Origin of the sequence: Bradyrhizobium sp. SZCCT0231 (assembly GCF_018130245.1) — a bacterium.
Classification (GTDB): Bacteria; Pseudomonadota; Alphaproteobacteria; order Rhizobiales; family Xanthobacteraceae; genus Bradyrhizobium; species Bradyrhizobium japonicum_F.
The window spans coordinates 77,041-102,362 of the sequence record NZ_JAFCKP010000015.1 but is presented as its reverse complement, the minus strand read 5'-3'; the positions used below and the strand labels follow the sequence as shown (position 1 = coordinate 102,362).

15 protein-coding genes are annotated in these 25,322 nt (G+C 65.2%); 7 read left to right on the top strand and 8 right to left on the bottom strand.

Going from position 1 to position 25,322, the window contains the following annotated elements; translation table 11 throughout:
- Window positions 1-7: 7 nt before the first annotated feature.
- The 5 genes from treS to treY are packed head-to-tail and all read left to right on the top strand — an operon-like array spanning window position 8 to window position 12,047.
- Window positions 8-3,301 (top strand): maltose alpha-D-glucosyltransferase, encoded by a 3,294-nt coding sequence (gene treS / locus JQ566_RS27165; protein WP_212378108.1) that lies wholly within the window; start codon window positions 8-10, stop codon window positions 3,299-3,301.
- Entirely contained in the window at window positions 3,294-5,432 is a 2,139-nt protein-coding gene (gene glgB, locus JQ566_RS27160; protein ID WP_212378106.1) for a 1,4-alpha-glucan branching protein GlgB, read from the top strand. The genes treS and glgB overlap by 8 nt, the downstream gene beginning before the upstream one ends.
- A gap of 3 nt (window positions 5,433-5,435) precedes the next feature.
- Entirely contained in the window at window positions 5,436-7,514 is a 2,079-nt protein-coding gene (gene glgX, locus JQ566_RS27155; protein WP_212378104.1) for a glycogen debranching protein GlgX, read from the top strand.
- Complete coding sequence (gene treZ, locus JQ566_RS27150; RefSeq protein WP_212378102.1) at window positions 7,511-9,259, top strand: malto-oligosyltrehalose trehalohydrolase; 1,749 nt, start codon at window positions 7,511-7,513, stop codon at window positions 9,257-9,259. The genes glgX and treZ overlap by 4 nt, the downstream gene beginning before the upstream one ends.
- Before the next feature lies 1 nt (window position 9,260).
- Window positions 9,261-12,047: a malto-oligosyltrehalose synthase gene (gene treY / locus JQ566_RS27145; RefSeq protein ID WP_212378100.1), complete on the top strand. Its 2,787-nt coding sequence runs from the start codon at window positions 9,261-9,263 to the stop codon at window positions 12,045-12,047.
- A 2-nt stretch (window positions 12,048-12,049) separates the two neighbouring features.
- On the opposite strand, the gene JQ566_RS27140 is transcribed toward treY, so the two are convergent.
- Complete coding sequence (locus JQ566_RS27140) at window positions 12,050-12,367, bottom strand: polyhydroxyalkanoic acid system family protein (protein WP_122401835.1); 318 nt, start codon at window positions 12,365-12,367, stop codon at window positions 12,050-12,052.
- 181 nt (window positions 12,368-12,548) lie between these two features.
- Between JQ566_RS27140 and JQ566_RS27135 the strand changes: the two genes are divergently transcribed.
- Complete coding sequence (locus JQ566_RS27135; RefSeq protein WP_018318514.1) at window positions 12,549-12,713, top strand: DUF3309 family protein; 165 nt, start codon at window positions 12,549-12,551, stop codon at window positions 12,711-12,713.
- A 139-nt stretch (window positions 12,714-12,852) separates the two neighbouring features.
- Here the strand turns inward: JQ566_RS27135 and ligD are convergent, their stop codons facing one another.
- Window positions 12,853-15,516: a DNA ligase D gene (ligD, locus tag JQ566_RS27130; RefSeq protein WP_212378098.1), complete on the bottom strand. Its 2,664-nt coding sequence runs from the start codon at window positions 15,514-15,516 to the stop codon at window positions 12,853-12,855.
- A 117-nt stretch (window positions 15,517-15,633) separates the two neighbouring features.
- Here ligD and ku point away from each other — a divergent pair, with 117 nt between their 5' ends.
- Window positions 15,634-16,518, top strand: a complete 885-nt coding sequence (gene ku, locus JQ566_RS27125) for a non-homologous end joining protein Ku (RefSeq protein WP_212378096.1) — start codon at window positions 15,634-15,636, stop codon at window positions 16,516-16,518.
- 123 nt (window positions 16,519-16,641) lie between these two features.
- On the opposite strand, the gene JQ566_RS27120 is transcribed toward ku, so the two are convergent.
- From JQ566_RS27120 to JQ566_RS27095, 6 genes are all read right to left on the bottom strand, one after another.
- A complete protein-coding gene (locus tag JQ566_RS27120) occupies window positions 16,642-17,331 on the bottom strand; it encodes a response regulator (RefSeq protein WP_212378094.1) in 690 nt (229 codons plus the stop codon).
- Window positions 17,328-20,051 carry a sensor histidine kinase gene (locus JQ566_RS27115; protein WP_212378092.1) on the bottom strand — a complete coding sequence of 908 codons (2,724 nt, stop codon included), beginning with the start codon at window positions 20,049-20,051 and terminating at the stop codon, window positions 17,328-17,330. The genes JQ566_RS27120 and JQ566_RS27115 overlap by 4 nt, the downstream gene beginning before the upstream one ends.
- Window positions 20,052-20,174: 123 nt before the next feature.
- A complete protein-coding gene (locus JQ566_RS27110) occupies window positions 20,175-20,780 on the bottom strand; it encodes a K(+)-transporting ATPase subunit C (RefSeq protein ID WP_212378090.1) in 606 nt (201 codons plus the stop codon).
- Window positions 20,781-20,819: 39 nt separating this feature from the next.
- Entirely contained in the window at window positions 20,820-22,937 is a 2,118-nt protein-coding gene (gene kdpB / locus JQ566_RS27105; protein WP_212378088.1) for a potassium-transporting ATPase subunit KdpB, read from the bottom strand.
- Between the two features lie 24 nt (window positions 22,938-22,961).
- Window positions 22,962-24,665 carry a potassium-transporting ATPase subunit KdpA gene (gene kdpA / locus JQ566_RS27100; protein WP_212378086.1) on the bottom strand — a complete coding sequence of 568 codons (1,704 nt, stop codon included), beginning with the start codon at window positions 24,663-24,665 and terminating at the stop codon, window positions 22,962-22,964.
- 113 nt (window positions 24,666-24,778) lie between these two features.
- Window positions 24,779-24,868, bottom strand: coding sequence for a K(+)-transporting ATPase subunit F (locus JQ566_RS27095; RefSeq protein WP_212234662.1), 90 nt, complete (start codon window positions 24,866-24,868; stop codon window positions 24,779-24,781).
- Window positions 24,869-25,322 lie beyond the last annotated feature (454 nt).

The window sequence follows — 25,322 nt, the reverse complement described above, 5'->3', positions numbered from 1 at the left end:
GCACGCCATGAATGTTCTGTCTTCCGTCGACACCAAGAAAGTTGAGGCTGCCGAGATCGTGGACGAGCTCTGGTACAAGGACGCCGTCATCTACCAGCTCCACGTCAAGGCCTTCGCCGACAGCAACAATGACGGCATCGGCGACTTCGCCGGACTGACCGAGAAGCTGGCCTACCTCCAGGAGCTCGGCGTCACCGCGCTGTGGCTGCTGCCGTTCTATCCCTCGCCCGGCCGCGACGACGGCTACGACATCGCGGACTACGGCTCGGTCAATCCCGATTTCGGGACGATGAAGGACTTCAAGCGCTTCATCCAGGAGGCGCAGAAGCGCGGCCTGCGCGTCATCACCGAGCTCGTCGTCAACCACACCTCGGACCAGCACAAATGGTTCAAGCGCGCGCGGCGCAGCCATCCGGGCTCCAGCGCGCGCAACTGGTACGTCTGGAGCGACACCGACCAGAAGTACCAGGGCACGCGCATCATCTTCACCGACACGGAGAAGTCGAACTGGACCTGGGATCGCGAGGCCGGGGCGTTCTACTGGCACCGCTTCTTCTCGCACCAGCCGGATCTCAACTTCGACAATCCGCGCGTGGTGAGCGCACTCATCCAGGTGATGAAGCGCTGGCTCGATGCCGGCGTCGATGGCTTCCGGCTCGACGCCATTCCCTATCTCTGCGAGCGCGAGGGCACCTCGAACGAGAACCTGCCGGAGACGCATACGATCATCAAGCGCCTGCGCCAGGAGCTCGACGCGTATTCCAAGGGCAAGCTGCTGCTGGCCGAAGCCAATCAATGGCCGGAGGACGTGCAGGAATATTTCGGCCGCGGCGACGAGTGCCACATGGCCTACCATTTCCCGCTGATGCCGCGCATCTACATGGCGATCGCGCAGGAGGACCGTTTCCCGATCACCGACATCCTGCGCCAGACACCGGACATCCCGGCGAGCTGCCAATGGGCTCTGTTCCTGCGCAACCACGACGAGCTGACGCTCGAGATGGTCACCGACGTCGAGCGCGACTATCTCTGGACCACCTACGCCAACGATCCGCGCGCGCGCATCAATGTCGGCATCCGCCGGCGCCTTGCGCCGCTGATGGACAACGACCGGCGCAAGATCGAGCTGATGAACTCGCTGCTGCTGTCGTTCCCCGGCACGCCGATCATCTATTACGGCGACGAGATCGGCATGGGCGACAACATCTATCTCGGCGACCGCAACGGCGTGCGCACGCCGATGCAGTGGAGCCCGGACCGCAACGGCGGCTTCTCGCGCTGCGACCCGGCCCGTCTCTACGCACCGCTGATCATGGACCCCGTCTACGGCTATGAATCGGTGAACGTGGAGGCGCAGTCGCGCAGCCTGTCCTCGCTGCTCAGCGCCACCAAGCGGCTGATCTCGGTGCGCAAGTCGACGCTCGCCTTCGGCCGCGGCACCATGACCTTCATCCGCCCGGCCAACCGCGCCGTGCTGGCCTATGTCCGGCAATACCGCGACGAGGTGATCCTCTGCGTCGCCAACCTCTCGCGCGCGGCGCAGGCGACCGAGCTCGACCTGTCGCCCTGGAAGGACCGCATCCCCCAGGAGATGCTCGGCCGCACCCGCTTCCCCGCGATCGGCGAATTGCCCTACATGATCACGCTGGGGCCCTACGGCTTCTACTGGTTCCAGCTTCAGGAGCGCGACAAGTCCGAGCCGGTGACGCCGCGCGCGGTGCCGGAGTTCGAGACGCTGGTGGTGCCGGTGAATTCCAACTGGGTGTCGCTGGCCCGCGAGCGCGGCGTGTTCGAGCGCGACGTGCTGCCGGGATTCCTATCGAGGACACGATGGTATCCCGAGCACAATCCCAAGCACATCAAGACCGCGCTGACCTCAGCGGTGCCGTTCTGCGACATCGGCGACAACCGGCCCTGGATCGCGTTCTTCGAGAACAAGCAAGGGGAAGCGGCGTCGCGCTACGTGCTGCCGCTGCAGATCGAGTGGGTGCGCTTCGACCGCGAGCGCTTCAACCCCAAGGCGCTGGCCGCCGTGCGCCAGGGCGCGCGCGAAGGCACGCTGCTCGACGTCGCGACCGACCAGATCTTCATCGGCCTGTTCCTGCGCAATCTGTCGCAGAATCTCGTGGTGGAAGAGAACAATCTGCGGCTGGACTTCAAGCCCACCAGCCGCTTCGCCGATTACACCATCAAGGAGCCCGAACGCATCCGCGCGATCGAGCAGTCGAACAGCACTGCGCTGGTCGACAACCAGTACGTCGCCAAGATCTACCGCCGGCTCGAAAGCGGCATCAGCCCCGAGATCGAGATCGGCCACTATCTCACCGAAGTCGCGCGCTTCGCCAACACGCCGGCGCTGCTCGGCAGCGTTGAGCTGGTCGAGGGCAACCAGCGCAGCGCGCTCGGCGTGCTGCATGCCTATGTCGAGAACCAGGGTGACGGCTGGACCGTGACCACGGGCTATCTCGATCGCTATATCGACGAGCAGCGCGTGGCGCCGGCCGATGAGATGCCACGCGAGACCCAGGGGCAGGCGCCGTATCTGCATTTCATCGCGCAGATCGGCCGGCGGCTCGCCGAGCTGCATGTCGCTCTCGCCGCGGCAAAGCCCGACGATCTCGCCCCGGTGCCGATCGACGCCGCCCAGACCAGGGCCTGGCTGTCCGACCTCGAGGCACGTGCCGAGCGGATGCTCGAGCGGCTGGCCGACAGCCGCGACGGGCTGCGGGAGGCGGACCGGCCCCTGATCGACCGGCTCACGGCGATGCGCGCGAGCCTGCCCGACGGCCTGAATGCGCTCTTGCCATCCGGCATCGGCGGGTTGAACATCCGTCATCATGGCGACTTCCGGCTCGGGCAAACTCTGATCGTGAAGGACGATATCTTCATCATCGACTTCGACGGCGATCCGCGCGTGCCGCTGGCCAATAAGCGGCGCAAGGCGCCGGCCGCGCGCGACGTCGCCGGCCTGATCCACTCCATTGACCTTTCGGTCAACGCAGCGCTGAACCGCGCGCTCACGGGCGCTTCCGACGAGCAAGATCGGCTTGCGGCCGCGCTCGACGAATGGCGCGAGCGCGCCACCGCGACCTTCCTGTCCGCCTACCGCGAAGCCATGACCGATCGGAGGCTGTGGCCGGAAGATCGGCAATCCGCGGAAGGCCTGTTAGGGTTTTTCCTGCTTGATCAAGCGTTCGACGAAGTAGAGTACGAGCTGTCCCACCGGCCCGAGGGGCTCCATGCGCCGCTGACCGGACTGCTTCGCATTCTGTCCAGTGCCGAGAGCGAAGCCCATGCCTAAACTGCCTGCCGAAGCCTATGCGATCATCGAGGGCCGCCACTCCGATCCCTTCCACTATCTCGGGCTCCATCCCGAGGGCGGCAAAAGCGTGGTACGCGCGTTTCTGCCCGAGGCCACCAATGTCGAGGCGGTCGGCGAGCATGGTGAGGTCGCTTCGCTCGACCGCGTGCACGATTCAGGCTTGTTCATCGGAGCCCTGCCCAATGGCTCGAAGCACTATCAGCTGCGCGCAAAGTTCGGCAACCACGTCGTCGAGTTCGAGGATGCCTACCGCTTTCCGCCGATCCTGACCGATTTCGATCTCTACCTGCTCGGCGAAGGCACCCATCAGCGCCTCTACGACAAGCTCGGCGCGCATCCGATGCGGCTCGAGGGCGTCGACGGCATCGGCTTCGTGGTGCTGGCGCCAAATGCGCAGCGCGTATCCGTGGTCGGCGACTTCAACTTGTGGGATGGGCGGCGTCACCCGATGCGGGTGCGCGGCAGCGGCTATTGGGAATTGTTCATTCCGCATGCGAAGACCGGCGATCACTATAAGTTCGAGATCATCGGCCCGCACGGCCACCTGCTGCCGCTGAAATCCGATCCGCTGGCGTTTGCAAGCGAGGTACGGCCGAAGACGGCTTCGATCGTGTTCGACGAGGCGCGCCTGGCGCGGCCGCGCCCGGCGCCAGACGGCATCAACGCGCTGTCGGCGCCGATGTCGATCTACGAGGTCCATCTCGGCTCGTGGCGGCGCAAGAACGGCAATGAATGGCTGAGCTATCGCGAGCTGGCCGAGCAGCTGCCGGCCTACGCCCGCGACATGGGCTTCACCCATCTCGAATTCCTCCCCGTGAGCGAGCATCCTTTCGACGGCTCCTGGGGCTATCAGCCGACCGGCCTCTACGCGCCAACCAGCCGCTTCGGCCCACCCGATGACTTTGCGACGCTGGTCGATGCCTGCCACCGCGAAGGCATCGGCGTGCTGCTGGACTGGGTGCCCGGTCATTTCCCGGACGATCCGCACGGGCTCGGCAGTTTTGACGGCACCTCGCTCTATGAGCACGCCAATCCGCTCCAGGGCCGCCACCTCGACTGGGGCACGCTGATCTACAATTACGGCCGCACCGAAGTGACGAACTTCCTGGTGTCGAATGCACTGTTCTGGCTGGAGCGTTATGCGATCGACGGCCTGCGCGTCGATGCGGTCGCGTCCATGCTCTATCTCGACTACAGCCGGCCGCCCGACGCGTGGATTCCGAACCAGTATGGCGGGCGGGAGAACATCGAGGCGATCAACTTCCTGCGTCGTTTCAACACGGAAGTATTCGCCCGCTTCCCGCAGGCGACGACCGCCGCGGAGGAGTCCACTGCCTGGCCCCAGGTCTCGCGCCCGGTCGAGTTCGGCGGGCTCGGCTTCGGCTACAAATGGAACATGGGCTGGATGCACGACACGCTGAACTACATCAGCAAGGATCCGATCTATCGCAAGCATCACCACGGCGAGATCCTGTTCGGCTTGCACTATGCGTTCTCGGAGAACTTCATCCTGCCGCTGTCGCATGACGAGGTCGTGCACGGCAAGCGCTCGATCCTCGGACGGATGCCCGGCGACGAGTGGCAGCGCTTCGCCAATTTGCGCGCCTATTACAGCTTCATGTTCGGCCATCCCGGCAAGAAGCTGCTGTTCATGGGCGCGGAGATCGCGCAGAGCCGCGAATGGAATCACGACCAGTCGCTCGACTGGCACCTGCTCGAATACAAGTACCATTCCGGCATCCAGGCGCTGATCCGCGACCTCAACCGGCTCTACCGCGCGGTGCCGGCGCTGCACCAGATGGATTGCGACCAGGCCGGTTTCGAATGGCTGATCACGGACGATGCCAGCCGCAACGTGTTCGCCTGGCTGCGCAAGGGATTCGACGAGCACGCACGGTGTCTCGTCATCGTCAACTTCTCGCCGAACGTTTACCAGAACTATCGCGTTCGTGTGCCCCTCGGCGGCAAGTGGAAGGAAGTGCTCAACTCGGATTCCGCCCATTATGGCGGCAGCAATGTCGGTAACATCGGCGAAGTTCATGCCGAGAGCGGCGAGCTCCGCCTCACCATTCCGCCGCTCGCCGCGATCTTCCTCGTTCCGGAAAGCTGATCGATGCGCCTGACCGCTGGATCGCCCGCACGGCTCGGCGCAAGCTGGGACGGACGCGGCACCAATTTCGCGCTGTTCTCCGCCAATGCGCAGAAGGTCGAGCTCTGCCTGTTCGACGCGCAAGGCCGCCGCGAGCTCGAGCGTATCGAGCTGCCTGAGAAGACCGAGGATGTCTGGCACGGCTATCTCAACGACGTCTCGCCCGGCCAGCTCTACGGCTATCGCGTGCACGGCCCCTACGAGCCCGAGCACGGCCATCGCTTCAACGCCAACAAGCTGCTGCTCGACCCCTATGCCAAGCGGCTCGCCGGACGGCTGGTCTGGAGCGATGCGCATTTTGCCTATCGCACCGGCTCGCCGCGCGAAGACCTGTCCTTCGACCGGCGCGACAATGCGCGCGGCATGCCGAAGGCCGTCGTGGTCGACGAGACCTTCAACTGGGGCCGCCGCGAGATCCGTCCCAACATCCCCTGGGAAGACACCATCATCTACGAGGCCCACGTCAAGGGCCTGACCCAGAAGCGCAATGACGTGCCGCCGAATTTGCGCGGCACCTATGGCGGCCTGTCCTCGCCGGCCATGATCGAGCACCTGAAGAGGCTCGGCGTCACCACGGTCGAGCTGCTGCCGATCCACAGCTTCGTCGACGACCGCATCCTCGTGGAAAAGAAGCTCGCCAATTACTGGGGCTACAACACGCTGTCCTTCTTCGCGCCCGAGCCGCGCTACGCTCAGGACAATGCGCTCGATTCCTTCCGCACCACCATCGCGCGGCTGCACGATGCCGGGATCGAAGTGATGCTCGACGTCGTCTACAACCACACCGCCGAGGGCAACCACCTCGGCCCGACGCTGTGCTATCGCGGCATCGACAACGCCTCCTATTACTGGCTGAACCGCGAGAACCCGCGCTACTACGACGACTTCACCGGCTGCGGCTCGTCGATGAACCTCACCCATCCGCGCGTGCTGCAGATGGCGATGGATTCCCTGCGCTACTGGGTCGAGGTCTGCCATGTCGACGGCTTCCGCTTCGACCTCGCCACCACGCTGGCGCGCGGGCCGAACGGTTTCGACCGCGGCAGCTCGTTCCTGACCGCGATCCGGCAGGATCCGGTCCTGGCCGCCGTCAAGCTCGTCGCCGAGCCCTGGGACCTCGGGCTCGGCGGCTACCAGGTCGGGGCCTTCCCCTCGCAATGGTCGGAATGGAACGACCGCTATCGCAGCGCCATGCGCCGCTACTGGAGCGGCGAAGGCAGCCTGATCGGCGACATCTCCAGCCGCATGACCGCATCGTCCGACCTGTTCAACCACGACGGACGGCGGCCGCGCGCCAGCATCAACCACATCACCGTCCACGACGGCTTCACGCTCGCCGACCTCTTCAGCTACAATGAGAAGCACAACGAGGCCAATGGCGAGGACAATCGCGACGGCTCCAACGACAATCACAGCAACAATTGCGGTGTCGAGGGACCGACCGACGATCCTGACATCATCAGCCTGCGCCGCCAGCTGCGCAAGAACGTGCTGGCCTGCCTGATGCTGGCGCAGGGCGTTCCGCTGATCCTCGCCGGCGACGAGGTCGGCAACTCGCAATCCGGCAACAACAACGCCTATTGCCAGGACAACGAGGTCGGCTGGATCGGCTGGGACAATCTCGGCAAGGAGGGCGACGACATGGTCGACTTCGTCGCCCAACTCGCCGACATCCGCCGCCGGTTCTCGCAGCTCCGCAGCCATCGCTGGCTTGATGGCCGGCCCAAGGACGGCGTCTCCTACGGTGCGTTGTGGCTGACGCCCACAGGTGGCGAGATGACGGAGAGCGACTGGAAATTCCCGGAAGGCAGATTCCTCTCCTATGTGATGGGGCCGATGGAACCGGGCAGGGCTGCGATCTTTATCGTATTGAACGCCGCCCCCGAAGAGATCGCATTCAAATTGCCCCAAATGGCCGAATACAAGAGCTGGCAGCAGATCCTGAACACGACCGATGCCAAATTGAACACGATCGACTTCCCGCCAGGGAGCGACAGCAAGGCGCCGCCGCGCTCCGTGCTCGCCTTCGCGGGGGCGCCATGAGGCCATCCTTCGGGGCGAGGCCGACGAAAGACGGCGTGTCGTTCCGGCTATGGGCGCCCGGCGCGCGTCGTGTCGACCTCCTGCTCGACCGCAGGCACGCGATGCCGCGCCGGCATGATGGCTGGTACGTCGCCGACATCGCCGGCCTCACCGCTGGCAGCCCCTACAAGTTCAGGATCGACGACGAGATCGACGTGCCGGATCCTGCTTCGGCTTTCCAACCCGAGGACGTGTTCGGCCCGAGCGAAGTGATCGACCACGACGCCTTCGTGTGGCGCGCGCGGGATTGGCGCGGCCGTCCGTGGGAAGAGACGGTGCTGATCGAGGCCCATGTCGGCACCTTCACGCCGGAGGGCACCTACCGCGCCATGATCGACAAGCTCGATCATCTCACGGCGACCGGCATCACCGCGCTGGAATTGATGCCGCTCGCCGATTTCGCAGGACGCCGCGGCTGGGGCTATGACGGCGTGCTGTGGTATGCGCCCGACAGCGCCTATGGCCGGCCCGAAGACCTGAAGACGCTGATCGACGAGGCGCATCTGCGCGGGCTGATGGTATTCCTCGACGTGGTCTACAATCATTTCGGCCCGGAAGGAAACTACCTCGGCCGCTATGCGCCGACCTTCTTCACCGATTCGCACACGCCGTGGGGCAGCGCGATCGATTATCGCCTTCCGCAGGTGCGAGCCTTCGCCGTCGAGAACGCGCTGTCCTGGCTCAGCGACTACCGTTTCGACGGCCTCAGGCTGGATGCCGCCAACCACATCATGGCTGTCCCGGGCGAGCAGTCCATGCTGCAAGACCTCAGCGTCGCCGCGGGCGAGCTCGCCAAGGCCACGGGACGCCACATCCATCTCGTGCTGGAGAACGGCGACAACCGCGCCAGCCTGCTCGACGCCACGCAGGAGCCGCCGAACGGCAAGTATCGCGGACAGTGGAACGACGATTATCACCACGTCTGGCACGTGATGCTGACCGGCGAGCATGCCGGCTATTATGGCGACTACCAGACGCCGCGCATGGATCTTGCGCGCGCGCTGGCCTCCGGCTTCGTCTATCAGGGCGAGATCTCGGAATTCTGGGGCAAGAAGCCGCGCGGCGAGCCGAGCGGCAAGCTGCCGCCGGCAACCTTCGTCAACTTCCTGCAGAACCACGATCAGATCGGGAATCGTCCGCTCGGCGAGCGGCTGGAAAGCCTGGCATCGCCAAAACAGATCGAGGCCGCGCTCGCGGTCACCCTGCTGGCGCCGATGGTGCCGATGCTGTTTCAGGGTGAGGAATGGGGCTCGACGGTCCCCTTCCCGTTCTTCTGCGATTTCCAAGGCGGACTCGCCGACGCCGTGCGCAATGGGCGCAAGCAGGAGTACGCCTGGGCCTACGAGAAATATGGCGATGAGGTGCCCGACCCGCTCGATCCGGCAACGCTGCAATCGGCCGTGCTCGACTGGACCGGCCGCACGCCACAGCAGGAGGCGCGGCTTGCGCTGGTGAAGGAGCTGCTCGCGCTCCGTCGCAAGGAGGTCATGCCGCGACTGAACGGCGCGAGCTTCGGTGATGCCGAGGCGGCCGACAACGGCCTGCTCACCGCGCATTGGCGCATGGGCGACGGCACGACGTTGCGCCTTGTCGCCAATCTGTCGGATCACGAGATCATGTCCGACGTCAGCGCGGGCACGGCGATCTGGGGCGGGGCCAGCGAGCGGCTTCCGCCCTGGTCGGTGGTCTGGCGCCTCGGAGGTTGACATGCCTCCCGCCATTCCGCTCGCGACCTACCGGCTTCAGCTCACCGCGGATTTCGACTTCGACAGGGCCGCCGAGGTCGTTCCTTACCTCAAGGCGCTCGGGATCACGCATCTCTACAGCTCGCCGGTGATGAAGGCGCGCAAGGGCTCGACGCACGGCTACGACACCGTCGATCACAGCCAGTTCAATCCCGAACTCGGCGGCGAGGCCGGCTTTGCACGGCTGAGCGAGGCGCTTCAGCAGCACGATCTCGGGCTCATCATCGATTTCGTGCCCAACCATGTTGGCGTGCATTTCGCCGACAATCCCTGGTGGCTCGACGTGCTGGAATGGGGCCAGGCCTCGCCGCACGCGGCTTCGTTCGACATCGACTGGGATCAACTCGCCTACCGCGCCCGCGGCGGCGTGTTGCTGCCGATCCTCGGCACATCCTACGGCGAGGCGCTGGAGCGCGGCGACATCGAGCTGCGTTACGATCCCGATGAGGGAAGTCTCTCCGCCTGGTATTTCGAGCATCGCCTGCCGGTCGCCCCCGAGCGCTATGGCGAGGTGCTGCGGGTGGTCGTCAAGGAGGCGGACGCGGCGGAGACGGAGCCCGGCAAGCGCCTGCTCGCGCTCGCGACCCGCTACGCGGGGCTGCGCCGTCCCAATCGCAAGGAAGCTCCCGGCTTCAAGACCGAGCTCAAGGAGATCGCAGGCGCCGCCGACATCATCGATCGCGGCCTTGCCGTCTATCGCGCCGGCAAGGACCGCCCGGCACAGACGCTGACGCTGCATCACCTCCTGGAGCGCCAGCACTACAAGCTCGGGCACTGGCGGCTTGCCTCCAGCGACATCAACTATCGCCGCTTCTTCGATGTCAACGGCCTCGCCGGCCTGCGCGTCGAGGACGCGAGCACTTTTGCCGCCACCCACCGGCTGGTGAAGCAACTCATTGCCGACGGCAAATTACAGGGCATCCGCCTCGATCACATCGACGGCCTGCGCGATCCCGCGCAATATTGCCAGCGGCTCCGCCGGCTGGTGCGCGATGCGCAGGGCAAGACAAAACCGTTCTATACGCTGATCGAAAAGATCCTGTGCGAGCACGAGCGCCTGCCGCATTTCGCCGGCGTCCAGGGCACCACCGGCTACGAGTGGATGAACGTCATCACCCATGTATTGGTCGATCCCAAAGGCCTGGAGGCGCTGGACGAGACCTGGCGGCAGATCAGCAACCGGCCACCGCGGCTTGCGCCTTACGTCAAGGAGGCCAAGCGGCGGGTGCTGGAGACGCTGCTGACCAGCGAATTCACCGTGCTGACGCGCCTGCTCGCGCGCATCGCCAACGGGCATTATTCGACGCGCGACTTCTCAGCCGACAGCCTGCGACAGGCGCTCGAGCTCTATGTGCTGCACTTCCCGGTCTATCGCACCTATCTCACCACGGCCGGGGCGACGGCGCACGACCGCAAGCTGATCGAGGACACCATCGCGCGCGCCCGCGCCGAATGGTTCGCCGCGGACGAAGGCATCTTCGACTTCCTGCGCGATGCCCTGACCATGGATCTGCTCAAGCCTGGCCGGCCCCCGCACAGCACGCCGCGCGTGCGCCGCTTCGCACTGAAGGTGCAGCAGTTCACCGGGCCGGTAATGGCGAAGTCGCTGGAGGACACCGCGTTCTACCAATTCCATCGGCTGCTGGCGCTGAACGAGGTCGGCGGCGATCCCGCAAGCACCGGCCTCGCCATTCCCGCCTTCCACGAGGCGATGCGAGCGCGCGCCAGGGAATGGCCGCAAGGCATGACGGCGACCGCCACCCACGACACCAAGCGCGGCGAGGATGCCCGCACGCGCATCGCGGCGCTCAGCGAGATTCCCGGCGAATGGACCAGCGCGGTGGCGCGCTGGAAGGTGCTGAACGCGCCGCATCTCACACTGCACGGCAAATTCCGCGCACCGTCGGCGACGTTCGAATACATGCTCTACCAGACCCTGCTCGGCGCCTGGCCGCTCGAGGAGCCGGCCGATGGCGGCTTCGTCGATCGCATCCAGGCCTATGCGCTCAAGGCCGCGCGCGAGGGCAAGGAGGAGACGAGCTGGCTCAATCCGCATGAGGCGTATGAGAACGGCATCCGAGACTTCATCGAGAAGATCCTCGACCCCGCCCGATCCGCAGAATTCCTGGAGGCGTTGCAGACCCTGGCTCGCCGTGTGGCGCTGCTCGGCACGTTGAACTCGCTGAGCCAGCTCACGCTCAAGGCGACGCTGCCGGGCGTGCCGGACTTCTATCAAGGCACCGAATTCTGGGACCTGTCGCTGGTCGATCCCGACAACCGCCGTCCGGTCAACTTTGCCGCGCGCCACGCAGCGCTGACGTCATTGGAAGCGCCGGACTGGAGCGGTCTGATCGAGAGCTGGCCGGACGGCCGGCTCAAGCTGGCCTGGACGCGGCATCTCCTGAAGTTGCGCAGCGAGCTTGCCGACGTCTTCGCGCAGGGCGACTACCAGCCGCTGGAGGTACGGGGCGCACATGCCGACCACGTCATCGCCTTTGCCCGTCGCCATGGCCGCGCAGCCGCGATTGTCGCGGTCGGGCGTCAGTTCGCGCCGTTCACCCAAGCGGGCCGGGAATGGCCCGCACTGGCGGGTTCTGACGCCACGATCGACATCACCGGCTACACCGCGCCCGGCCTTGCGGGTAGCGACTTGCCGCTCGCGCAGGCTTTTCGCGATTTTCCCGCCTCAGCCATCGAGGCCCGAACGGCCAGCGCCGTCAGGCCGTCGCGGCAGCGCGTGCGCGCCTGAAGTTACTTTCCCCCGTCCTTCGTCAGCAGCAATTGCCCGCGCTTCCTGATCGTCGCCTGCGCCATCTCGGCAAAGCGCTGCAACAGCCAGGGCAGCACCACCTCGACCCGGACCTGATCGTCGGCGACGTCGATTTGGCCGGTCGCGACCTGCCCCAGCGCACGGATGCGGAAGTTCATGCTATCGCCGCTCCAGCGCTCCTCCTCGACCTGCATCACGGGAATGCTTGCTGCGGCGCGGCCAAGCCCCGCCTTGAGCCGGCGCACCGCCTCCTCGCGACCGAGACGATGCGGAATTGAGACGACAAGTGGTGCTGACATAGCCCTAATCCCTGTTGAGAGATCCTCACCTACTCATGGCCGGCGGAAGGGCAAAGGTTCCATGCGAGCTGGAGCCGGCGCCTACGTTGCGAAGCCGGAACTATAAAACCTGCGGCAAGTTGCCCCCACACGACGGGACAGGTGCAAACGACCCTTTCGACAAAGGGCTGAGGAGACTCGCATGTCAATCGGCACGATCATTCTGATCATTCTGGTGATCGCCCTGCTCGGCGGTTTCAGCGGCATCGGCGGCGGCCCGTTCTATGGCACCGGCTATTATGGCGGCGGCGGCCTTGGGCTTGTCATCGTCATTCTGCTGATCCTGCTGCTGATGGGAAGGATCTAGCGACCCAACGAAGATCTCGTAAGGTGGGCAAAGGCGCAACGCGCCGTGCCCACCTTCCTCGCCACTACAAGGAAAGACGGTGGGCACGCTTTGCTTTGCCCACCCTACGGGACCGGCCTTCGCTGCAACAGCGACAGACCTACTTCACCTTCCCCGCCAGCTTCTTGATCGCGGCCTTGATCGGCGCCGCCGCATCGTCATAGCCCTCCCACGCCTTCGAACGCGCCAGCAAGCCCGGCACGGTCCTCACCGTATATTTCTTAGGGTCGAGATCGCTCTTCACCTGCGCCCAGGTCACGGGCATCGACACCGTCGCGCCGGCGCGCGCGCGGGGCGACAACGGCGCGACCGCCGTCGACATGCGGTCGTTGCGGAGATAGTCCAGGAAGATCTTTCCGTTGCGCAGCTTCTTCGACATGTTGAGCAGATAGCGCTCGGAATCGTCGTCGGCCATCCACTGGCAGATTCCTTGCGCAAACGCCTTGGCCTCCTTCCAGCTCACCTTGTCGCGCGCGCCGTGGAGCAGCGGCACCACCACGTGCAGGCCCTTGCCGCCCGTGGTCTTGCAGAAGCTGTCCATGCCGACATCGCTCAGCCGCTGCCGCATCTCCTTGGCGGCCTCGACGACGTCGGCAAAGTCCACGTCCGGCGCCGGGTCGAGATCGAACACCAATCGGCCCGGCGTGTCATAGGCATCGGGCGCGCAGTTCCAGGGATGCAGCTCGACGCCGCCGATCTGCGCGACCGCCGCGAGCCCCTCGATCCGATCGATCTGAAGATAGGGCTTGCGATCGCCCGAGACTTTGGCGAGCTCGAGCAGGTTCGACATGCCCTGCATGGCATGACGCTGGAAGAACTTTTCGCCACCAATGCCGTCGGGCGCACGCAGGATCGAGCATGGACGCCCTTTGAGATGGTCGATCATCCAGGGGCCGACCGCCTCGAAGTAGCGCGCGAGGTCGAGCTTGGTCACGCCCTCTCCGTCGCCGCCATCCGGCCACAGCTCCTTGTCCGGCTTCGAGATGACGACGCCCATCACTTCGGCAGCGCCGGCGTCCTTCTTGCCTGCTTTTGAAACGACCCGCTTCCGGGCCGAAGGTTTTGCGAGCTCGATGTCGACGGGCGTCTCGGCCTCGACCTCCTCGGCCGGCTTGTCCTGCCGCAGTCCCTTGAACGCCGCCTGGCGGATATTGCCGTCGGCGGTGAAGCCGGCGAACTCGATCTCGGCGACGAGCTCCGGCTTCAGCCAGTGCACCTCGCGCGTCTTTTTCGGCGCATTCTTGCCGCCGAAGGGGCTTTCCTTGGTCTCCATCGCCTTCAGTGCAGGCATGATGTGCTTGACCTTGTCGGCGCCAAAGCCGGTGCCGACCATGCCGACGAAGACGAGATGATCGCCCCGATGCACGCCGGCCATCAGCGAGCGGAATTTGCCGTTGGTGGTCTTGTAACCGCCGATCACGACCTCATGGCCGGCGCGGCATTTGGCCTTGACCCAGCTCTCGGTGCGGCCGGAACGATACGGCGCGTTCAGCTTCTTCGACACCACGCCTTCGAGCTCGAGCTTGCAGGCCGATTGCAGCACGGCATCGCCGCCGCTCTCGAAATGCTCGACATAGCGGATCTGCGCTAACTTGCGCTTGCGCGCCTCCAATAGCTCCTTGAGCCGCGCCTTGCGCTCGCCGAGTGGGAGCCGGCGGTAGTCCTGATTCTCCGCGAAGAGGAGATCGAAGGCAAAGAAGATGAGATCCTCGGTCTTGCCGTCCGACAGTGCGGCCTGCAGCGAGGAGAAATTCGGCGCGCCGTTGTGATCGAGCGCGACGATCTCGCCGTCGATCATGACGTCCGGCAGCGAAGTCGCCTCCTTCGCGATCGAAGCGAACTTGTCGGTCCAATCGAGACCCTTTCGCGTCATGAGCGTTGCCTCGCCGTCCTCGACCCGGAGCTGCACGCGGTAGCCGTCGAACTTGATCTCGTGGCACCAGCCCGCGCCAGCCGGCGGCCGCTCGACCGGCGTGCAGAGCTGCGGCGCCACGAAATCCGGCATCGCCGAGACCTTCTTGGCGTTCGTGGCCGTCGTCGTCTTCTTTCCCGTCTTCCTGGCCTTCAACGCCATGCGCGGCGCCGGCTGGACGGTCCTCCCCTTCGTCTCCTCCGCACGATTGGACTGCCACACCGCATCCGCCTTGCCCTTGGGACCCTTGGCCAGCATGAACGGCTTTGGCGCGCGGCCCTTGCCTTCGGCGATCTGCTCCATCGCGCGGCCGGAGGCGACGGACCTGTCTTGCTCGAGAATATCGTTGTCCGCGCCTTCGCGAACATAGTCGTCACGATGCTTGATCAGGAGCCAGTTGGTCCGCTTCTCGCCGCCGCGGTTGCGCATCCGCACCAGGACCCAGCTTCCATGCAGCTTCTCGCCATGCAGGGTGAACTTCAGGTCGCCCTTCCTGAAGCCGGCTTCGGGATCATCCGATTCCCACGTGCCGCGGTCCCACAGCATCACCGTGCCGCCGCCATATTGCTTTTCCGGAATCGTGCCTTCGAAATCGCCATAGTCGAGCGGATGATCCTCGACCTCCACTGCCAGCCGCTTGTCGTGCGGATCGAGCGAGGGCCCCTTCGTCACGGCCCAGGACTTGAACACGCCGTCGAATTCGAGCCGGAAATCGTAATGCAGCCGGCTCGCATCGTGCTTCTGGATCACGAAGCGCCGCTGTTTCGAGGGGGCCACTGCGGTCTTGCCCGATGGCTCGGGCGTCTTCTCGAAGTCCCGCTTCTGTCGGTAAGTGGAAAGTTTTTGCAGCACGACCGGTCCCGCTTCTCTTTCAGCATCCAAGCCTATCACGGCAAAAGTCCCGCCCGGAACCAAAACCCTATGGGACGGTTGGGGTTCCAAAACACCTTGAAAACGCTGGAGAATGGAATGGCCCCGCGCGCCTACTGGAAGGGAACGTTGAAGCTGTCGCTGGTCAGTTGCCCGGTCGTGCTGTATCCGGCGACCACCGCGGCCGAGAAGACGCGGTTTCACCTGATCAACCGCGAGACCGGCAACCGGCTCAAGCAGCAGATGATCGATTCCGAGACCGGTGACGTCGTCGAGAGCGACCAGAAGGGCCGCGGCTACGAGCTGCGCAAGGGCAAATATGTCGAGATCGAACCGGAGGAGCTCGAGGCGGTCCAGATCGAAAGCAACCATACCATCGACATCGAGAGCTTCGTGCCGCGCGAGGAGATCGACCAGCGCTACCTCAACCATCCCTATTACATCGCGCCCGACGGCAAGGCGGCGGTCGATGCCTTTGCGGTGATCCGCGACGCGATGAAGGACGAGGAGCGCGTGGCGCTCGCCAAGATCGTTCTCACCAACCGCGAGCATGTCATGGCGATCGAGCCGCTCGGCAAGGGCCTGCTCGGCACCACGCTGCGCTTCCCTTACGAGCTGCGCGACGAGGACCAGTTCTTCGACGACATCAAGAGCCCGAAGATCACCAAGGACATGGTCGAGCTCGCTGGCCACATCCTGCACACCAAGGCGGCGCATTTCGATCCCGGCAAGTTCAAGGACGAATACGAGGATGCTCTGAAGGCACTGGTGAGGCGCAAGGCCAGCGGCAAGAAGATCGAGCTGCCGGAGCCCGAGGAGCGACCGAGCAACGTCATCAGCCTGATGGACGCGCTGAAGCAGAGCCTGAAAGGACGCAGCGGCAAGAAGACGGCGGCGAAGTCACATGCACGGCGTGCGACGGGACGGCACCGAGCCGCGAGGAAGACGCAGCGGACAGCGGCGAGGCACAGGAAGGCGGGCTGAATAGGCCTCGTCATTCCGGGGCGATGCAAAGCATCGAGCCCGGAATCCATCGTGACAAGCATACCGGGGAGAGATGGATTCCGGGCTTGCGCCAAGAGGCGCGCCCCGGAATGACAGCGAGAATCATTCCCCCGCCTTCAGCCGGTACCCGATCCCCGTTTCCGTCAGCACATATTGCGGCCGTTCCGGATCGGCTTCGATCTTCTGGCGGAGCTGGCGGACATAGACGCGCAAGTATTGCGCGTCGGTCAATTCGTCCCAGAGCTCCTTGAGCAGGAAGCGGTGGGTGAGCACCTTGCCGGCATGCTGCACCAGCACGCGCAACAGGTCATATTCCTTCGGCGAGAGCTTCACGTCGCGATCCCCGAGCTTGACGATGCGGCGGACGAGATCGACCGAGAGATCGCCGGTGCGGAACACCGGGCGTTCGCCCTTGACCTGAAGCTGGTGACGCAGCGCGGCGCGCAGGCGCGCCAGGAGCTCCTCCATGCCGAACGGCTTGGTCAGATAATCGTCGGCTCCGAGATCGAGCGCCTGGACCTTGCCGGCTTCGTCGCCGCGGCTTGACAGCACCACGATCGGCACGCCGTCGTTGCGGGCGCGGATGGTGCGGAGCAGCTCATGCCCCTGAACGTCGGGCAGGCCCAGATCGAGGATGATCAGCGCCGGCTCTTCGTCGAGCTTTTCCAGCGCAGTCTTGCCGTTCGACGCCTCCAGGATCTCGTAGCCTTGCGTCGTCAGGCCCATCCGCAGCAATTTGCGGATCGGCGGCTCGTCGTCGATGACCAGGACCTTGATCGGAGCAGCGCTCATGCGGCGGTATCCAATGCGTGGCTCTCTGCCGGAACGGGCAGGCGTATGGTGAGGACCGCGCCGCTGCGCTCGCTGCGATTGGCAGCGGAGATCGTGCCGCGCATCGCCTCGACGAAGCCGCGGGAGATGGCGAGCCCGAGCCCGGTGCCGGGGCGGACGTGATCGCCCTTCTGCACGCGATAGAACTTGTCGAACACGCTCTCGAGCTCACCGGGCGGAATGCCGGCGCCCTCGTCGGCGACCTCGAGCACGACATGACCGCTGTCGCGCCGTCCGCGGATCGAGATCGTGGTCTCGGGTGGCGAGTATTTGGCGGCGTTGTCGAGCAGATTGAACAGCACCTGCTCGAACAGCACGGCATCGAGCTGGAGCATCGGCAGATCGGCGGCAAGCACCAGCTCGACCTTGTGGGCGGTCAGGATCTTGCTCGTGCGCCGCAGCGCGCTGCCGATGATTTCGCCGAGATCGTGCAGCGCCGTGTTGGGCACGATGGCGCCGGATTCGAGCTTGGTCATGTCGAGCAGATTGGCGATGAAGCGGTTGAGCCGCTCGGATTCGTCAATCACGGTGGCGAGCAGGTCGCGCTTCTCGGTGTCGGAGAGGGCACCGGAGAGATCGCGCATGGTGGAGGCCGCCCCCAACACGGAGGCGAGCGGCGTCTTCAGGTCATGTGAGATCGAGGTTAGCAGCGCCGAGCGCAGCCGCTCGGATTCGACGGTGCGCTTGACGCGGTCCATGTCCTCGACCAGCAGCACGCGCTCGATCGCGAGCGCGCCCTGGTCGACCAGCGCGTCGAGCAGCCGCCGCTGGTCCGGCGTCAGCAGCGGGCCGGTGCGGTCGTTGTCGATGCCGATCACACCGATCGGGCCCCGGCCGGTCCGCATCGGCAGAAACAGTCGTTTTGCGCCCGGCAACGTGTCCGAGCCGCGGCCGGCGGGGCGATCGTTGCTCCAGGCCCAATTGGCGGCGGCAAGATCGGCCTGATCGAGCTCGTCCTCGGGCGGATAGCCGGATTTCACCGTAAGCAGGCCCGCGTCCGGCAACAGCAGCACCACGCGCACTTTCAGCATCAACGCGATCTGGTAGGCGCTCGCCCACAAGACGTCGTCGAGCGTGGCCGTGCCGGCGAGCTTGCGGCTGAATGCATAGAGCTGCTCGGTCATCCTGATCCGGCCAATCGCGGCATCGGCCTGCGTGCGCACGCGCGCTGCGACATTGGAGACGATCATCGCCACCACCATGAACAACACGAAGGCGGCGACATTGGTCGGGTCGGTGATCGTGAAGGTGTAGATCGGCGGCAGGAAAAAGAAATTGTAGCACAGCGAGGCCGCGACGGTCGCAAGCAGCGACGGCCACAGGCCGTAGCGGACCGCGACCGCGACCACCGCCGTCAGCAGCACCAGGTCGACGTTCTCGATGCCGAAACGGGGCTGGATCAGCTCCGCGGCGCCGAGGCCGATCAGCACGATGCCGAGCGCCTTCAGATAGGGCAGCGGGTTGAACGGCTCCGAGCGCGCTGCGGTCTGCACCGCGGTCTTGGGCACGGCCTCGCCGGGCAGCTCGTCACCGGCGATGACGTGAACCGTGATGTTGCCGGCGCGGCGCACCAGGTCGTGCACGACGGAGCCGCGCGTCATCTCGAACCAGCGCGAGCGCGTCGACTTCCCGATCACGATCTGGGTGACGTTGTTGCCTTGCGCGAAATTGACGACGTCGTCGGCGATGCGGCCGCCGACGGCGGGAATGGTCAGCGCTTCGCCGCCGAGCGATTCGGCAAGCCGCAACGTGTCGGCCAGCCGATCCCGCTCCTCGTCGGACAATTGCAGCGATCGCCGCGTCTCGATCGAGATCGCGGTGAACGGCGCATGCAGCCGGTCGGCCAGCCGCTTGGTATAGCGCACGAGGCCGGCCGCACGCGGATCCTCGCTGACGCAGACCAGGATGCGCTCGCCCGCGGCCCAGGGGCCGGCGATCGCATTGGCCTGCATGTGGGTGAGAAGCTGCTCGTCGACCCGCTCGGCCGTCCGCCGCAGCGCAAGCTCGCGCAGCGCGGTGAGGTTGCCCGGCGAGAAATAATGCTCCAGCGCCCGCTCGGCCTGCTTGGGGACGTAGACCTTGCCCTCCCTCAGCCGCTGGATCAGGTCGTCTGGCGTGAGGTCGATCAGCTCGATCGCGTCGGCGCGGTCGAACACCGAATCCGGCACGGTCTCGCGTACCCGGACATGGGTGATCTGGGCAACGACGTCGTTCAGGCTCTCGATGTGCTGGATATTGACGGCGGTGTAGACGTCGATGCCGTGGGACAGCAGCTCCTCGACGTCGAGATAGCGCTTGGGATGGCGGCTGCCGGCCGCATTGGTGTGGGCGAGCTCGTCGACCAGCGCAATCTGCGGCCGCCGCGCGATCACCGCGTCGAGGTCCATCTCCTCGACAATCTGGCCGCGGTAGTCCAGCCTCTTGCGCGGGACCACTTCGAGATCGCGCACCAGCGCCTCGGTCTCGGCGCGGCCGTGGGTCTCGACGAAACCGACCACGACATCGATGCCGGCCTTGCGCTTGGCATGGGCGCTTTGCAGCATCTCGTAGGTCTTGCCGACGCCGGGAGCGGCGCCGACGAAGATCTTCAGCCTGCCGCTCGCGCTCTCCTCCCGGCGCGCTGCTTCCAGCAGTGCCTCGGGAGAGGGACGTTGTTCGGGATCGCGGCGCTCTCGGACCATCAGGACGGCTTGTCTATCCGTTACATTCTCCGCCTGTCGTTTCGCCTCTCCCCGCTTGCGGGGAGAGGGAGAGGGAGGCTTCGCGGTCGAATATAATCATCTGCGTGCCGCGAGCCTAGACTGCTACTTCGCGGCCATGCGATCGAGCGCGAGATTCAGTGCCAGAACGTTAACCCTGGGTTCGCCGAGCAGGCCGAGCAGACGGCCTTCGGTACTGGCGGTCACGAGCTGCTTGACCTGATCCTCAGGCAGATTCCGCGCCTTGGCCACGCGCGGCACCTGGAATTGCGCCGCTTCCGGCGAGATGTTCGGGTCGAGGCCGCTGGCCGAGGTCGTCACCAGGTCGACCGGCACGGTCGCATTCGGATTTTCGCTCCTGAGCTTGTCCACATCTTCCTTCAATCGGTCGGCCAACGCCTTGCTGGTCGGACCGAGGTTGGAGCCGCCCGAATTGGCGGCATTGTAGGGGGCGGGCACCGTCTTGGTCGAATCATTCGGGTCCGGCGCCAGCGTCGCCGAGGGGCGGCCATGGAAGTACTTGTCGTCCTTGAACTCCTGCCCGATCAGGGCGGAGCCGATCACCTTGCCGTCCTTCTCGATCAGGCTGCCTTGCGCCTGCACGGGAAACAGCGCGCCGGCAATGCCGGTCATGGCGAGCGGATAGGCCAGGCCGGTGATGGCGGTGAGCGCCAGCAACAGGACGATGGCGGGGCGGATTTCTCTGAGCATGTTACGTCTCCTAAGTCTTCGCGTCGTGCACGATGGCGATCAAGCCAGGTGCAAGGCGGTGACGGCGAGGTCGATCACCTTGATGCCGATGAAGGGAATGACGATGCCGCCAAGGCCGTAGATCAAGAGGTTACGGCGGAGCAGCGCGCCGGCACCGACGGCGCGATAGGCGACGCCCTTCAGCGCCAGCGGGATCAGCGCGATGATGATCAGCGCGTTGAAGATGATCGCCGACAGGATGGCGCTCTGCGGGCTCGACAGGTTCATGACGTTGAGCACGTTGAGCTGCGGGTAGAACGCCAGGAACATCGCCGGGATGATCGCGAAATATTTGGCGACGTCGTTGGCGATCGAGAACGTCGTCAGCGCACCGCGCGTCATCAAGAGCTGCTTGCCGATCTCGACCACCTCGATCAGCTTGGTCGGGTTGGAGTCGAGGTCGACCATGTTGCCGGCCTCGCGGGCGGCTTGCGTGCCGGTGTTCATGGCGACGCCGACATCGGCCTGGGCGAGCGCCGGGGCGTCGTTGGTGCCGTCGCCGCACATCGCCACCAGCTTGCCTTTGGCCTGCTCGTCGCGGATCAGCTTGAGCTTGTCCTCGGGAGTTGCCTGCGCCAGGAAATCGTCGACGCCGGCCTCCGCCGCGATGGCAGCGGCCGTCATCGGATTGTCGCCGGTGATCATGATGGTGCGGATGCCCATGCGGCGCAGCTCCGCGAAGCGCTCGCGGATGCCGCCCTTGACGATGTCCTTGAGCTGGACGATCCCGAGCAGCTTGCCATCCCTGGCGACAGCCAGCGGCGTGCCGCCGGACTTCGACACTTCATCGGCAATGGCCTGGATCTCGCGGCCGAGCTCGGAAAGCGCGGCAGGTTGCATCGCCCGCGCCGTGTTGCCGGACGCGACCGCGGTCGGAGCGCCGCCGCCGACATAGTTCAGCATGGCATCGACCGCGCCCTTGCGCACCGACGAGCCGCCGGCATCGACGCCGCTCATGCGGGTCTGCGCCGTGAACGGGATGAAGGTGGCCCCGAGCTCGGCCATGTCGCGGCCGCGGATGCCGTACTTCTCCTTCGCCAGCACGACGATGGAGCGGCCTTCCGGGGTCTCGTCGGCGAGCGAGGCGAGCTGGGCGGCGTCCGCCAGCTCCTGCTCGGTGACGCCACGCACCGGACGGAACGCGGTCGCCTGCCGGTTGCCGAGCGTGATGGTGCCGGTCTTGTCGAGCAGCAGCGTGTCGACGTCGCCGGCGGCTTCGACCGCGCGGCCCGACATCGCCAGCACGTTGAAGCGCACCAGGCGGTCCATGCCGGCGATGCCGATCGCCGACAACAGCGCGCCGATCGTGGTCGGGATCAGCGTCACGAAGAGAGCCACCAGCACGATCACCGAGATCGAGCCGCCGGCATAGGCGGCGTAGCTCGGGATCGTCACGGTGGCGAACACGAAGATGATGGTGAGGCCGGCGAGCAGGATGTTGAGCGCGATCTCGTTCGGCGTCTTCTGCCGCTCGGCGCCCTCGACCAGCTTGATCATGCGGTCGATGAAGGTCGAGCCCTGGGCTGCCGTGATGCGGACGCGGATCCAGTCCGACAGCACCTGCGTTCCGCCGGTCACCGCCGAACGGTCGCCGCCGGATTCGCGGATCACGGGCGCGGACTCGCCGGTGATGGCGGCCTCGTTGACGGAGGCGACGCCCTCGATCACTTCACCGTCCGAGGGGATGGTGTCGCCCGCCTCGACCAGCACGAGATCGCCGACCTTCAGGCTCGTGCCTGATACGAGCTTGTAGTCACGGCCCGCGGCGCTCAGGAGCTTGGCCTGGCTCTCGGTGCGGGTCTTGCGCAGCGTCTCGGCCTGCGCCTTGCCCCGGCCCTCGGCCACGGCTTCGGCAAGGTTGGCGAACAGCACGGTGAACCACAGCCAGAGGATGATCTGGAAGGTGAAGGCGAGATTTTCTCCGCCGGTGACGAGGTCGCGGACGAAGATCACGGTGGTGAGCGCGGCCACGATCTCGACCACGAACATCACAGGGTTCTTGATCATGGACCGCGGATCGAGCTTGGTGAAGGCAGCACCAATCGCAGGCACCACGATCCTGGGATCCAGCATCGCCGAGACCGGCATGCGCTTGTTGGGTTTAGAAACTGGTTCCATGGAGGTCACTCCGAAAGAGCTGGATCAGAAGACGTTGCCGGCGTTCATCGCGAGTTGCTCGACGATGGGGCCGAGGGCGAGCGCCGGGAAGAAGGTCAGGCCGCCCATGATCAGGATCACGCCGACGACAAGGCCGACGAACAGGCCGCCCGTGGTCGGAAAGGTCCCCATCGACGGCGGGATGGACTTCTTCTCCGCGAGCGAGCCCGCAATCGCCATCGCCGGGACGATCATCAGGAAGCGGCCGACGAACATCGCGGATGCGCCGGTCAGGTTATAGAACGGGGTGTTCCCGGTCAGACCCGCGAAGGCCGAACCGTTGTTTCCGGTCTGCGAGGAATAGGCATAGAGCACTTCCGAGAAGCCGTGCGGACCGGCATTCGCCATCGAGGCAACGCCCGTCGGCAGCACGACCGCCACGGCCGACCAGCCCAGGATCATCAGCGGCAGGATCAGGATCGCGAGCATCGCCATCTTGACCTCTCGCGCCTCGATCTTCTTGCCGACATATTCCGGCGTGCGGCCGACCATCAGGCCAGCGACGAAGATCGCGAGGATGACGAACAGCAGCATGCCGTACATGCCGGCGCCGACGCCGCCGACGATGATCTCGCCGAGCTCGATGTTGATCAGCGGGATCATGCCGCCAAGCGCAGTGAAGCTGTCATGCATCGCGTTGACGGCACCGCAGGAGGCCGCCGTCGTGATCACGGCGAACAGCGAGGACGCGACGATGCCGAAACGGACTTCCTTGCCCTCCATGTTGCCGCCGGTCAGCCCCAGCGCGTGCAGCGTCGAGGTGCCCTGAGCTTCCGCCCAGTAGGCGACGGCGACGCCGGCGATGAACAGCACGCCCATCACGGCGAGGATCGCCCAGCCCTGGCGCTGGTTGCCGACCATGCGGCCGAACACGTTGGTGAGCGCCGCGCCGAGCGCGAAGATCGACAGCATCTGCACGAAGTTCGACAGCGCAGTCGGGTTCTCGAAGGGGTGCGCGGCGTTGGCATTGAAGAAGCCGCCGCCATTGGTCCCTAACATCTTGATCGCGACCTGCGAGGCCACCGGGCCGACCGCGATGGTCTGCTTGGCGCCCTCGAGCGTGGTCGCTTCGACGTAGTCTCCAAGCGTTTGCGGCATGCCCTGCCAGACCAGGAACAGCGTGAACACGACGCAGATCGGCAGCAGGATATAAAGCGTGCAACGGGTTACATCGACCCAGAAGTTACCGACCGTGCGCATGGACGCGCGGGCAAAGCCGCGGATCAGAGCAACCGCCAGTACGATGCCGGTCGCCGCCGACAGGAAATTCTGATGCGTCAGGCCGACCATCTGGGTCAGATAGGACAGCGTGCTTTCGCCGCCGTAGTTCTGCCAGTTGGTGTTGGTGATGAAGGAGATCGCAGTGTTGAAGGACAGATCCTCGGCGACCGCGGACTGGCCGGCCGGGTTGAACGGCAGCACGGCCTGCAGGCGCATCAGGCCGTAGATGATGAGGAAGCCGCCGACATGGAACAGCAGCATGGCGACCGTGTAGGTCAGCCAGTGCTGCTCGCGCTTCTCGTCGACGCCGGAGATCCAATAGATGCCGGCCTCGATCGGGCGCAGGACGGGCGACAGGAAGGTGCGCTCGCCGTTGAATACGCGCGTCATGTACCAGCCGAGCGGCTTGGTCAGCGCGACGACGATCGCGCAGTAGAGAATGATCTGGAGCCAACCGATCACAGTCATGGCATTAACCCTTCAGGCATTGTGTCCGGCGCAATAGCGGCAGGAGCAGCGCAAGCAGGCCGGCGACGAGCACGACGTCCGCCAGCAGCAATTCGAGAAGCAGCAGCACGGCGTCAGAACCGCTCGGGCCGCAGCAGCGCGTAGGTGAGGTAGACCAGGAGGCCGAACGAGACGACGCCGGCGAGGGCATAATCGAAGATCATGATCCGCTCCCTCACAGCCGTTCGCAGGCGTAGGTGTAGCCGATCGCGAGGGCGAATAGAGCGAAGCCCAGCGCCAGCATTAGAATGTCCATCATGGGGATGCTCCTCGTTGCGTTTACTCGCGACGCAACTGTTCCGTAGATTTCGGCGGGCATCTTGTGGCAGATCAAGTGATCAACGTACCGCGATGCCCAGTCGGGATTTCACGCGTGTGAGGTGCCACCGCGCACATAGGTTTTCGAGATGAGGCCTATGACGACGTTATAGGAATCTCATAAAGGCCGGCCCGTCCCGGCAGGCGGCCACATGACCACGATCCATTCCGGGCGGTCGTATCAAGCAGGCAGCGCAGCGGCGGCGTCCACCCGCCTTCGCCGACGATTGTTACCGGGGACAGCGGACAAGGTCTTTCAAAAAGCCCTGCTTCTATAGCTTCCACCGCGGGCGAAGACGA